The organism is Pseudomonas sp. ADAK2 TE3594, assembly GCF_053628675.1.
Map to the genome: position 1 here is coordinate 2,388,419 of NZ_JBRJGV010000001.1, position 12,006 is coordinate 2,400,424.

Here is a 12,006-nt window from a genome sequence, read left to right on the forward strand (position 1 = left end):
CCGTCACTGGACGTCTTCCTCAAGCAACGGCGTGCTCGCGCCCAGGTAAGTTGGCACCCCACGCAATACACCCTGAAATGCATCCAGTGGTTCACCGATGGTCATGCCCAGGCTGCTGATGCGGTATTCGCGGATGGTCGATTCGTGGCTGCCGGTACGTTTCTTGATGATCGAGATTGCCCGGCGAACCTTGCCCAGGGCTTCGAAGTAGCGCAACAGGATGACGGTGTCGGCCAGATAGGTAATGTCGACGGGGGCCTGCATGTCACCGACCAGCCCATGTTGGGCGACGGTCATGAATGTCGCGGCGCCTTGGCGATTGAGGTACAGCAGCAACTCGTGCATGTGCAGCACCAGCGCATTTTCCTCGGGCATCGCCGCCTGATAGCCGTTGATACTGTCGATCACCACGGTTTTGATATTGCGTTCATCAACACAACGACGAACCCGGTAGGAGAATTCGCCCGGGGACAACTCGGCGGCATCCACTTGCTCGATCAGCAGGTTGCCGGTGTCTTCCAGAGCCTTCAGGTCGATGCCGATGTTTTTCATCCGCTCGAACAGCAGCCCCAGTTCTTCATCGAAGATGAACAACGCGGCTTTTTCGCCACGGGCCACCGCTGCAGCGGCGAAGACCATCGAGATCAGCGATTTGCCGGTCCCGGCCGGACCGAGGATCAGGGTGCTTGAGCCCGTCTCGATCCCGCCACCGAGCAGGGCATCCATTTCCGGGATGCCACTGGTCAATTGCTGGCGGATATAACGGCCGCGATGTTCGGCCGCCACCAGGCGCGGGAACACATGCACGCCGTCACCCATGATGGTGAAGTCATGGAAACCACCCCGGTACTTCTGACCGCGATACTTCACCACGCGAATGCGCCGGCGTTCGGCGCCGTAATTGGGCGTCAATTCTTCGAGGCGAATCACCCCGTGGGCCACACTGTGCACGGTTTTGTCGAGGGCTTCGGTGGTCAGGTCATCCAGCAGCAGTACCGTGGCCTCGTAGCGCACGAAGTAATGCTTGATGGCCAGAATCTGTCGGCGGTAGCGCAAAGAGCTTTGAGCCAACAGGCGGATTTCGGACAGGCTGTCGACCACTACGCGGGTCGGCTTGACCCGTTCGACCGCCTCGAAAATCTGTTTGGTGGCTTCGCCCAGCTCCAGGTCCGAGGAATACAGCAGACTCTGCTGTTGCTCGGCATTGAGCAGGCTTTCCGGCGGCGTCAGCTCGAAGATGTGGATGTTCTCATCCAGCTCCCAGCCGTGGGACAACGCCCCTTGGCGTAGCTCGCGCTCGGTTTCCGACAGGGTGATGTACAACGAGCGCTCGCCGGCACGGGCGCCAGCCAACAGAAAATGCAAAGCGACGGTGGTTTTGCCGGTTCCGGGTTCACCCTCCAGCAAGAACACGTGGCCGCGGGACAATCCACCGGCCAGGATGTCATCCAGACCTTCAATGCCGGTGGCGGCTTTTGCACTGATCAACTCGTTAGACGTAGACAAGAAATGCCCTCTCATGACTAGGGGAAGCGAGGCAGCAGGCTGCAAGCGCCTGAGTGGACTGCCTGATCACTTGACCTTTCGCCGAGACGGCGGTTCACCTTTTATTGCTCTGATTTGTAGCAGAGGCGATCTTTTAAAGCCCTTGCTGCAACGCCGGATCATCCGGATTGAGCTGCTCCAGCTGTGCCAGCAGGATCTGCACGTTCTGCAGCTGTCCGCTTTCCTTCCAATAGTTGATCAGCAGCACGCGCGCCTTGCGATCGGCCGGGTGGCGCTGGACGATTTCCTGCAGCTGGTTCTGCGCCGCTTCCAACTCCTGCTCACCATGCAGCGTGGTGGCCAGGTCGTAGCGGTAATCCTTGTTGTCCGGCTCAAGCTCCACGGCTTTGGACAGGCCGAGCAGGGCGAATTCACTTTGCCCGTGATGCAGCAACCAAAGCCCCAGCGCATGTTGCAGGTAGGCCGAGTCAGGCTGCGCCTTTAACTGTTTCGCCAACAATTGCCTGGCGGCATCGCTTTGGCCCTGTTTATCCAGCACTTCGATCTGCATCACCAGGGCCGGCAGGTTACCGGGCTCCAGTTGTAACGTGCGCTCCAAGGCCTGCTGCGCTTCCTTCAGCTCGGCATTGTGCAAGTGCAGGCGCGCCAGTTGGTACTGGGTTTCGGCGCTTTCCGGCTGACCCTTGAGGAGTTGCTCCCAGGCATCGATGGCTTGCTCCAAGGGGCCGAAGTACAACCCCAGTTCATCCGGCGTCAGGCCCAGCAAGGCATTGACCGCCGCAAACCGGACGCTCGGATCGCTGTCATCGAGCAAAGGCCCCAGCAACAGGCTGCGCTGCCCACTGGGCACCAACCCATTGATGCTTTTGATCGCTGCGATGCGCACATCCGCCGATGGATGTTGCAGGTCCGCATCCGCCAGCTTCAGGGCTTGCGGACTTGGGTAGTTGGGCAGTTCGGCATGCAGCCAGACACGGCGCTTGGTCGACAGGTCAGGACGACCCAATTGCTGATAAAGCACCCGCGCCGCGCCCGGTTGACCCGTGCGTGCCTGGGCCAGTGCTTCGCTGTAGCCATGTTTGATCGCCGCCGGCACCACAGGCGTCGTGCTACGCAGGAAAAACCAGGCGAGGACGAGGGCAAACAATACACAGAGGCTGATGAGCAAGTAGCGGCGGGACTGAGGCATGCAGGAATCCGGGAGCTGGCAGGCTTTTGCAAAGCCACCAGCTTCGGTCAGGCCGGGCTGTGAGTCAAACCCAAGCTTAGTTCAACACGTAGTCGACGGGCTCAAGGGCGGGTGGCAACGCGGTTTGCCCCAGTGCTGCCAGCACTTCGCGCTCCAGCATGCGCACAATCGCATTGCAAGGCAGATCGTTCTCATCGAAGCCGAACGGGTCTTCCAGATCGTCGCCGATTTCGTCGAGACCAAAAAAGGTGTAGCTGACAATGGCGGTGATCACCGGTGTCAGCCAGCCAAGGGGTTCGGCCATGGCAAATGGCAACAGGATGCAGAACAGATAAATGGTGCGGTGCAGCAACAGGGTGTAAGGGAAGGGCAATGGCGTGCTTTTGATTCGCTCACAACTGGCCTGGACCTGGCTGAGGCTGACCAGTCGGGTTTCCAGTTGGGTATAGCGCCATTCACTGATCTGGTCGCGCCCGGCCAGCGCTGAACACCGAGCGCCGATTCGCTGCAAAAGTGCGTCGGTGATGTTCGGGTGCTTTGCGTCTACCGCTTCTTGCGTCCACGGTTTGATCGCGCTCATCTCGTTTTCAAAGCGCAGGCGGGCGATCAAGCCATGGGCGAAGCCGCAGAGTTCACGCAGCAGAAGTTCACGTTCGGCCGCCGCCATCAATCCTTGGGTTTCGCGAATCAACGAGCGTACTTCGATGATCAGTTGCCCCAGTTGCTTGCGACCCTCCCACCAGCGGTCGTAGCAAGCGTTGTTGCGAAAGCTCATGAAGATCGACAGCGCCAAGCCCAGCAGGGTGAAGGGGGTGGCATTGACCTTGGAAAAATAGGCCGGGTGCCAAGTCTCCACCAACACAATGACCGACGCGAGCAGGGTTACCAATAGACTGCGCAAGGCAATACGCTTGGCAATCGAGCCTTTAAGGGAAAACAGCATGCCGATCAGATTCGGCTTGGGACGCACAATCATGGGCAGCAACTTTATATAGAGAGTGGCGCTTTCGCAGCAGTGTCAGCCTAAGGGGCGGAGGAAGGGCCGTCCAATTGCTATGGCTGACGAGCTAATCGACAGGCTCTATCAAGGTAAGCGTATTCATCGGTGAATTTACCTACAGGTTTTGTCGACACCGAAACCTGTCGAGGCACTGAAGCAATGACTACGCTTGCTGGAGATGACTCAATGAGCGCTCTCATGCAACCACTGCTTCAATATTTCAAGGCGATACTCAACCCCGGACGAGAGGTGCTGCTGTTCGCCCTGAGGACCATTGTGGCCGGACTGCTGACATTGTATCTGGCCTTCCTGTTCGACCTTGAACAGCCCAAGTGGTCGATCATGGCGGTGGTCATCGTCAGCCAGCCATTGGGCGGCATGGCCTTGGCCCGAAGTTTCGGCCAGGTCATCGGCACTACGCTCGGAGCAGTCGTGGCGGTGTTGATCATGGCGATCTTTCCCCAGGCGCCCCTGCCTTTCATCCTAACCCTGGCCTTGTGGTTGGCATTCTGTACCGCCGGCGGCACCTTGTTGCGCTACACCAGTTCCCAGGCATTTGTTCTGAGCGGGTATACGGCGGTGGTCGTGGCGCTGCTGGCGGTGCCCGATCAGGACGGCACGTTCCTGCTGGCTGTCACTCGTGTGACCGAGACGCTGTTGGCGGTGGCTTGCGTGTGCGTGGTCAGCCTTTTCACGGCGCGGCCGGAAGCTGTTGCGCGGGATTACTTCGCCAAGATCGACCAGGTTATCAAGCTGCTCGCGACCCACGCTGCTGCCGTCATCCGAACCGAAGAAAGCGAGGCCGATTTCCATCGGCGGCAAATGCAACTGCTCGGCGCAATCAGTGCTCTGGAGGGGGTACGTCGGCATTTATATTACGATGCGCCACGGTTGCGCAGCGCCAATAGTCTGGTGCAGTTGCTTGGTAATCAACTGGTGCTGCTGACTTCGCGGTTGACGGCCCTGCGTCACCAGAGGCTACTGCTCACTGAACGCTGGGAAGGCGCGTTGCCGGAAGATATACAGCGTTTGCGCGCCGAAGAACTGGCGTTTCTCGATGAGTTGGCCCTGCAAGGGCGTTCACTGTCGACCGAGGCGCGGCACCATTTCGCCGCACTGCAACAGCGTTTCGATGACCAGGCCTACAAGGCCGAACAACTCACCGAGACGATGCCTGCCACGCTGCGCTCATTGGCCTGGGCACTGCGCTGGGAGCAGGCACGGATGCTGGAGCAACTGGCGCAGATTCTGGAACTGAGCGACGCGATTCAGGAAGGGCGTGAAGCCAGTTGCGTGTTCCGTGGCCAGGAAAATCCACTGCATTTGGACTTCACTTTGGCGGCAATGAATGCAATCCGGGCATTTGCCGCGTTGCTGGTGGCCGGTCTGATCTGGATCGAGACCGCTTGGGACGGAGCCCGTGGCGGGATGATTGTGGTGGGGATTCTCTGTTCGCTGATGGCGACTTTTCCGCGCCCGTTGCTGGCCGCGCAAAGCTTTGCCAGGGGGCAGGGTCTGGCTTTGGTGGTGTCAGCGCTCTATCTGTTCATGCTGATACCGATGATCAGTGACTTCGAGTTACTCGCCTTGTTGCTTGCCCCATTGCTGTATGCCGTTGCGGTGGGGCTGGCCAGTCCGTCAACCACGGGTACAGGCATTGGTCTTGGGCTGACGACCATTCTGTTGCTGGGTCCGCAAAACACCGAAATCGGCCAAAACAGTGCTATTCAGTGGTTCGAATTTGCCGGTGCGTATGTCAGCGCCTCCGCGCTGGCGCTCAGTGTCTACGCCTTGATCTTCCCGTTCAGGCCAGTTTTGCGGATACGCCGGCTGTTCAATGAAAACTGCGAGCAGGTTTACGCTTTGCTGAAGACGCCGGCCACCGATGAACAGCAATTTACGTTTGAAAGCCGTATGGTCGATCGCCTGACCATGATGCTGGGACTATTGCCGGCGACCAACGACAAGCACTCCAGCGAGCTGTTCGAAGTCAGCCTTGGGTGCATGGCACTGGGTGTGGCCTTGAATCAGCTCAGGCAACAGGGGCAAAGCAACACGTTGCTGAGTACAGAACAGCAAAACCGTTTGCTGGCTGCCGTGCGTGAGACAGGACGATTGATCTCTGGGCGGCCCGGGATTGACCTTGAGCAGTTGCTCGCAAACTTGCGTGTCTTGGGCGATGAAATGGACGACTTGCATTTAGACGTTCATGAACACCTGTGGTCGGTATTCAGGATGCGCGTGGCGTTGTTGATCGTGGTGTCGTTTCTGGAGCGACATCGCAAATACTTTCAACCCGCCCAAACGGAAGGAGAGCCAGCCCTTGCCCATTGATTTTGAATTGGGTGGCGTCTACTTGCCGCCGATTGCCCAGGCGTTACTGCTGGCCCTGCCGATTTTCCTGCTGCTGGACTGGGTCTTGCGTCGCTTTGGCGTGCTGCGTTTTGTCTGGCATGAAGCCTTGTTCGAAGGCGCGTTGTACGCGTGTGTTTGCGCGACGCTGATTCTGGTGATGGGAGCTTGATGCCTTGAAGAAGATCCTTGCCCGACTCGTGACTGTGGCGCTGGTATTGCTGGCTTTCGTGCTCGGCTGGTTCGCCTGGGAACATTACACCCGCGCACCCTGGACTCGGGATGCGCGGGTTCGCGCCGATGTGGTGACATTGTCCGCCGATGTCTCGGGGCGCATCGTCAGCCTGAGCGTTCAAGACAACCAGCATGTTACGAAAGGCCAGTTGCTGCTGGAGATCGACCCGGCGCGTTATACGCTGGCGGTGGAGCATGCCAAGCGTGCGGTGGAAGTCGCAAAAGCCACGCTGGGCCAATCCGAAGCGACGATTGTCTCCAGCGAAGCGCTGCTCAGGCAGCGCCAAAGCGAAGAGCGTCGCCGTCGAACCCTCAAACAGGGTTTCGCGATCTCCGGCGAAGAATGGGAAAAATCCAGTACCGAAGTGGCAGTGGCGCAGGCGGAGCTGTTGCGCAATCAGGCGAATCTGGGCCTGGCACAAGCCAATGTGCAGCTGGCGATCGCCGCATTGACCCAAGCCGAACTGGACTTGCAGCGCACACGGGTCGTAGCGCCTGTCAGTGGTTATGTAACCAACCTGCTGACTCGTCAGGGAGATTACGCCACTGCTGGAGGGGCGTTATTGGCACTGGTGGACAGCGACTCGTTTTATATCAGCGGCTACTTTGAAGAAACAAAACTGCCACGAATCGAGGAGGGCGACCGGGTAAAGGTCGAGTTGATGAGTGGCGAGACCTTCGGCGGCACCGTGCAGAGCATCGCTTTTGCTATCGCCGACCGCGAGAACTCCCCCGGCAGTCGCCTGCTGGCCAACATAAACCCCAGTTACACCTGGGTGAAGCTGGCGCAACGGGTGCCGGTGCGGATTCAGATCGACGCCGACTATGTCGCCAAAAACCGCCTGCGTGCCGGGACCACGGCCACCGTGACAGTGGAAGAACACCGAGATAACAAGGCAACCCACTAACCCTGTAGGAGCGAGGCTTGCCCGCGAAGAGCGATGACGCGTAATACCTGAAAAACCGCAGTGCATTCTTCGCGGGCAAGCCTCGCTCCTACAGGGATATGTGTTGAATTAAAGACCGGCAAAAAAAAGCCCCGCGACCGAATGGGGCGCGGGGCAAAGGAATTGGTTGGTTGCGGCCAACCAAAGGAGCTCTTTAAAACGTTACTTGCTAGCGACCGTCTCTGGCTGCCAGCCGCCGCCAAGGGCTTTGTAGATCGCGACAATGCCGCGATACAAATCGACTTCGGCCTGGGCCTGGGTGTCTTCCGCTGCCAGGCGCTCACGCTGGGCATCGAGCAGCACTAGGAAGTCCACGGTGCCTTCGCGGTAGCGAATGTCGGCGAGATCGGCAGCGGCGCGGCTTGATTCGCTTTGACGAATCAGCGAGATCAGGCGCTGCTGACGTTTGCCGTAATCGCTGAAGGCGTTTTCCGACTCTTCAAGCGCCAGCAGCACTTGCTGCTCGTAGGTCGCCAGGGCGCCTTCGGCTTCAGCATCGGCGCCGCGCAAACGGGCCCGCACACTGCCCAGATCGAACGCCGCCCAGGTAATGCTTGGGCCCAGTGCCCAGGCGTTGGCCGCCGAGGAACCGATCTGCGATCCGCGCCCGGCGGTGAAACCGAGGAAGCCGCTGAGGCTGACCCGTGGGAACAAATCAGCCTTGGCCACGCCGATACGGGCGGTGGCGGCCGCCAGTTGGCGTTCGGCGCTGCGGATGTCCGGACGCCGTTGCAGCAGTTCGCCCGGATCACCGATGGGCAGTGCCTTGGCGATCGCCGGCAAGTCTTTTGGACTCAGGTCGACGGTCAGCTTGTCCGGACGCTCACCCAGCAGGGTGGCGATGCGGTTGCGCTGACGCACCTGTTCGGCCTGCAGTTGCGGCACGCTGGCTTCGACAGAGGCCAGGCGTGCATCGGCGCGAACCACGTCCAGCTGATCGCCGACACCGGCATCACGCAGGCTTTCGGTGATCTTGCGCGATTCCTGCTGGTTGTTCAGGTTGGCCAGGGCGATCTTTTCTCGCAGTTGTGCTCCGCGCAGTTGGCCATAGGCATCCACCAGTTCGGCAATCATGGTGACTTGCAGTTGGTAAAGATCGGCTTCGGCGGCTTGCTGTTCAGCGTCGCTGGATTCCAGGTTGCGCTGGATGCGACCGAACAAGTCCAGTTCCCAGGCCATGTCCAGGCCCAGGTCATAGCGTTCACTGCTGACGCGTTTAGTGGTCTGGCCGGGAATCTGTCCTTTGGCCAGATCACTGCTCGCGCGGCTGGTGATGGTCGGCATGGCGTCATTGCTGGCGTCATCGCGAATCGCCCGGGCCGCTTTCCAGCGAGCGAAGGCCACGCGCAAATCGCGGTTGCCTTGCAAGGATTGCGTCACCAACTGGTTGAGGGTCGGATCGTCGAACTGCTGCCACCAGATGCCTTCGAAACGGGCGCGGTCGAAGTTCTTCTGACCGGCGCTGCCATCGGTGGCGGCCGTGATGTTGGCCGCCTCCGTCGCTGGGGTTTTGTAGTCCGGGCCAACGGCGCAGGCACTCAGGGCCAGCACCAGAAGGCTCGGCAGGAAGGCTTTCAGGCTCATTGTTGCGCCTCCAGTTGCTTTTCCAATTTCAGCGCCTTGGCCGCTTTGCGCGCTTCACCGCGCTCCACAAAGTTGCGAATCAGTACGTAGAACACCGGCGTCAGCAACAGACCGAAGAAGGTCACCCCGAGCATCCCGGAGAACACCGCCACACCCATGGCATGACGCATTTCAGCACCGGCACCGCTGGAGAAAACCAGAGGCACCACACCCATGATGAACGCGAAGGAGGTCATCAGGATCGGCCGCAGACGCAGACGGCAAGCTTCCAGCACCGCCGCCAGCGGGCCGAGGCCTTCTTCCTGTTTGTCCTTGGCAAACTCGACGATCAGAATCGCGTTCTTACACGCAAGTCCCACCAGTACGATCAGGCCGATCTGGGTGAAGATGTTGTTGTCACCGCCCGAGGTAATCACACCGGTAATGGCCGACAGCAGGGTCATCGGTACGATCAGGATCACCGCCAGTGGCAGGCTCCAGCTTTCGTATTGAGCCGCGAGTACCAGGAACGCCAGCAGTACGCAGAGCGGGAACACGAACAGCGCCGTGTTGCCGGACAGGATCTGCTGGTAGGTCAGGTCGGTCCACTCGTAGGTCATGCCGTTGGGCAATTCGTCCTTGAGCAGTTTCTCGATGGCTTTCTCGGCCTGGCCGGAGCTGTAGCCGGGGGCTGCGGCACCGTTGATTTCAGCGGTGATGAAGCCGTTGTAGTGCATCACGCGGTCCGGCCCCGAGGTGTCGCTGACCTTGATGAAGGTCGCCAGCGGAATCATCTCGCCCCGGTTGTTACGCACTTTCAGCTGACCGATCTGGTCCGATTCGAGACGGAACTGCTGCTCAGCCTGAACGTTGACCTGATAGGTGCGACCGAAGCGGTTGAAGTCGTTGGCATACAGCGAGCCCAGATAGATCTGCAGGGTGTCGAAGATGTCGCTGACGGCCACGCCGTGGGTCTTGGCTTTTTCCCGGTCGATGGCGGCATCGACCTGCGGCACGTTCACGGTGTAGCTGGTGAACAGGCCGGCCAGTTCCGGCACGCTGTGGCTTTTGGTAATGATGTTCATGGTTTCTTTGTACAGCTCGTCATAGCCCAGGTTGCCCCGGTCTTCGATCTGCAGGCGGAAACCGCCAATGGTGCCCAAGCCTTGTACCGGCGGCGGCGGGAAGATCGCCATGTAGGCTTCCTGAATCCCGGCGTACTGGCCGTTCAATGCACCGGCAATCGCACCGGCGGACATGCTCGGATCCTTGCGCTCGTCGAAAGGCTTCAGGGTGACGAACACGATGCCGGAGTTAGGGCTGTTGGTGAACCCGTTGATCGACAGACCCGGGAAGGCCACCGCGCTTTCCACGCCAGGCTGTTTCAGGGCCAGGTCGGACATGCGCTTGATCACGTCTTCGGTACGGTCCAGGCTCGCGGCATCCGGCAGTTGCGCGAAGGCCACCAGGTATTGCTTATCCTGGCCGGGTACGAAACCGGTCGGCGTGTTGGCGAAACCGAAGAACGTCAACACCATCAGGCCGGCGTACAGCAGCAGGGCGATACCGCTGCTGCGGATAACCCGGCCTACAGTGCCGACATAACCGTGGCTGGCCTTGTCAAAGAAGCGGTTGAACGGACGGAACAACCAGCCACCGAAGATCTTGTCCAGAACCTTGGAGAAACGGTCCTTCGGCGCGTCATGACTTTTGAGCAACACGGCGGCCAGCGCCGGCGACAAGGTCAGTGAGTTGAAGGCCGAGATCACTGTCGAAATCGCAATCGTCAGGGCGAACTGTTTATAGAACTGCCCGGTCAAGCCGGAGATGAACGCAGCCGGGATAAACACCGCGCACAACACCAGCGCCGTCGCGATGATCGGGCCGGTCACTTCACGCATCGCACGCTTGGTGGCTTCTACAGGGGTTAATCCGAGCCCGATGTTTCGCTCGACGTTCTCCACCACCACAATCGCATCGTCGACCACGATACCGATGGCCAGTACCAGTCCGAACAGCGACAGGGCGTTCAACGAGAAGCCGAACAGGTGCATCACGGCAAACGTACCGATCAGCGAAACCGGCACCGCCACCAACGGGATGATCGAGGCACGCCAGGTTTGCAGGAACAGGATCACCACGAGTACAACGAGGATCAGCGCTTCGAAGAGGGTGTGAACCACCGCCTCGATGGAACCGCGCACGAAGATCGTCGGGTCATAGACGATGCTGAAGTCCATGCCTTCCGGGAAGTTCTTCTTCAGCTCGGCCATTTTCTCCCGAACGTCGTTGGAGATCTGGATCGCGTTGGAACCAGGGCGCTGGAAGATCGGGATCGCCACCGCCGGCTGGTTGTCGAGCAAGGAGCGCAGGGCGTACTGGCTGGAGCCGAGTTCGACGCGAGCAATGTCTTTAAGGCGAGTGATTTCACCATTTTCGCCGGAGCGAATGATGATGTTCTCGAACTCTTCCTCGGAAACCAGACGGCCTTGCGTGTTGACCGACAGCTGGAACGCCGTGGCATTCGGTGCAGGCGGAGCACCCAGGGCACCGGCCGCCACTTGACGGTTTTGCTCTCGAATCGCGGTGACCACATCAGTCGCGGTCAGGTTGCGCGAAGCGGTTTTGTTCGGATCGAGCCATACCCGCAGCGAGTAATCGCCCATACCGAACAGCTGCACATCACCGACACCGCCCAGACGCGCCAGCTCATCCTTGATGTTGAGCAAGGCGTAGTTGGACAGGTAGAGCATGTCGTAGCGTTTGTCCGGCGAGGTCAAGTGCACAACCATGGTCAGGTCGGGCGAGGCCTTGTCGACGGTGATACCGATGCGCGTCACTTCCTCGGGAAGCTTGGGCTCGGTCCGGGTCACGCGGTTCTGAACCTGCACCTGCGCGTTGTCCAGGTCGGTACCCAGCGCAAAGGTGATGGTCAGGGTGATCTTGCCGTCGGCGGTGGACTGCGAGGACATGTACAGCATGTTCTCGACGCCGGTGATGGCTTGCTCCAACGGAGCGGCCACGGTTTCACCGATGACTTTAGGGTTGGCGCCCGGGAAGTTGGCACGGACCACAACGGTCGGCGGCACGACTTCCGGGTATTCGCTGATCGGCAACTGGAACAGCGAGATGGCGCCGGCGATCAGGATCAGCAGCGATAGCACCGCTGCGAAGATCGGCCGTGAAATGAAGAATTGGGAAAAATTCATCGTAGA

At 59.6% G+C, this 12,006-nt stretch carries 8 protein-coding genes; 3 read left to right on the top strand and 5 right to left on the bottom strand.

Going from position 1 to position 12,006, the window contains the following annotated elements; all coding sequences use genetic code 11:
* Positions 1 to 3: 3 nt before the first annotated feature.
* From AB7M22_RS10885 to AB7M22_RS10895, 3 genes are all read right to left on the bottom strand, one after another.
* Positions 4 to 1,506, bottom strand: coding sequence for an ATPase domain-containing protein (locus AB7M22_RS10885; protein WP_454186271.1), 1,503 nt, complete (start codon positions 1,504 to 1,506; stop codon positions 4 to 6).
* Between the two features lie 133 nt (positions 1,507 to 1,639).
* Positions 1,640 to 2,695 carry a tetratricopeptide repeat protein gene (locus tag AB7M22_RS10890; RefSeq protein WP_454186272.1) on the bottom strand — a complete coding sequence of 352 codons (1,056 nt, stop codon included), beginning with the start codon at positions 2,693 to 2,695 and terminating at the stop codon, positions 1,640 to 1,642.
* Between the two features lie 76 nt (positions 2,696 to 2,771).
* Complete coding sequence (locus AB7M22_RS10895) at positions 2,772 to 3,671, bottom strand: bestrophin family protein (RefSeq protein WP_454186273.1); 900 nt, start codon at positions 3,669 to 3,671, stop codon at positions 2,772 to 2,774.
* 210 nt (positions 3,672 to 3,881) lie between these two features.
* On the opposite strand from AB7M22_RS10895, the gene AB7M22_RS10900 reads away from it, so the two are divergent.
* Genes AB7M22_RS10900 through AB7M22_RS10910 form a run of 3 tightly spaced genes read left to right on the top strand, consistent with a single transcriptional unit; the run spans position 3,882 to position 7,189 of the window.
* Positions 3,882 to 6,029 (top strand): FUSC family protein, encoded by a 2,148-nt coding sequence (locus AB7M22_RS10900; RefSeq protein WP_454186274.1) that lies wholly within the window; start codon positions 3,882 to 3,884, stop codon positions 6,027 to 6,029.
* A complete protein-coding gene (locus AB7M22_RS10905) occupies positions 6,019 to 6,219 on the top strand; it encodes a DUF1656 domain-containing protein (protein WP_007905582.1) in 201 nt (66 codons plus the stop codon). Before AB7M22_RS10900 ends, AB7M22_RS10905 begins: the two co-directional genes overlap by 11 nt.
* Before the next feature lie 4 nt (positions 6,220 to 6,223).
* The gene (locus AB7M22_RS10910) at positions 6,224 to 7,189 is read left to right on the top strand and encodes an HlyD family efflux transporter periplasmic adaptor subunit (RefSeq protein ID WP_454186275.1); all 966 of its coding nucleotides are present in this window, start codon (positions 6,224 to 6,226) and stop codon (positions 7,187 to 7,189) included.
* Between the two features lie 201 nt (positions 7,190 to 7,390).
* Here the strand turns inward: AB7M22_RS10910 and AB7M22_RS10915 are convergent, their stop codons facing one another.
* Together AB7M22_RS10915 and AB7M22_RS10920 are read right to left on the bottom strand one after the other, a co-directional pair.
* Positions 7,391 to 8,812 carry an efflux transporter outer membrane subunit gene (locus tag AB7M22_RS10915; RefSeq protein ID WP_427624561.1) on the bottom strand — a complete coding sequence of 474 codons (1,422 nt, stop codon included), beginning with the start codon at positions 8,810 to 8,812 and terminating at the stop codon, positions 7,391 to 7,393.
* Positions 8,809 to 12,000: an efflux RND transporter permease subunit gene (locus AB7M22_RS10920; protein WP_454186276.1), complete on the bottom strand. Its 3,192-nt coding sequence runs from the start codon at positions 11,998 to 12,000 to the stop codon at positions 8,809 to 8,811. The genes AB7M22_RS10915 and AB7M22_RS10920 overlap by 4 nt, the downstream gene beginning before the upstream one ends.
* Positions 12,001 to 12,006: the final 6 nt, after the last annotated feature.

Excerpts from the sequence above, each read along its gene's own strand:
- AB7M22_RS10915 (WP_427624561.1), bottom strand. The coding sequence starts at position 8,812 with ATGAGCCTGAAAGCCTTCCTGCCGAGCCTTCTGGTGCTGGCCCTGAGT.
- AB7M22_RS10895 (WP_454186273.1), bottom strand. The coding sequence starts at position 3,671 with ATGATTGTGCGTCCCAAGCCGAATCTGATCGGCATGCTGTTTTCCCTT.
- AB7M22_RS10890 (WP_454186272.1), bottom strand. The coding sequence starts at position 2,695 with ATGCCTCAGTCCCGCCGCTACTTGCTCATCAGCCTCTGTGTATTGTTT.
- AB7M22_RS10900 (WP_454186274.1), top strand. The coding sequence starts at position 3,882 with ATGAGCGCTCTCATGCAACCACTGCTTCAATATTTCAAGGCGATACTC.
- AB7M22_RS10920 (WP_454186276.1), bottom strand. The coding sequence starts at position 12,000 with ATGAATTTTTCCCAATTCTTCATTTCACGGCCGATCTTCGCAGCGGTG.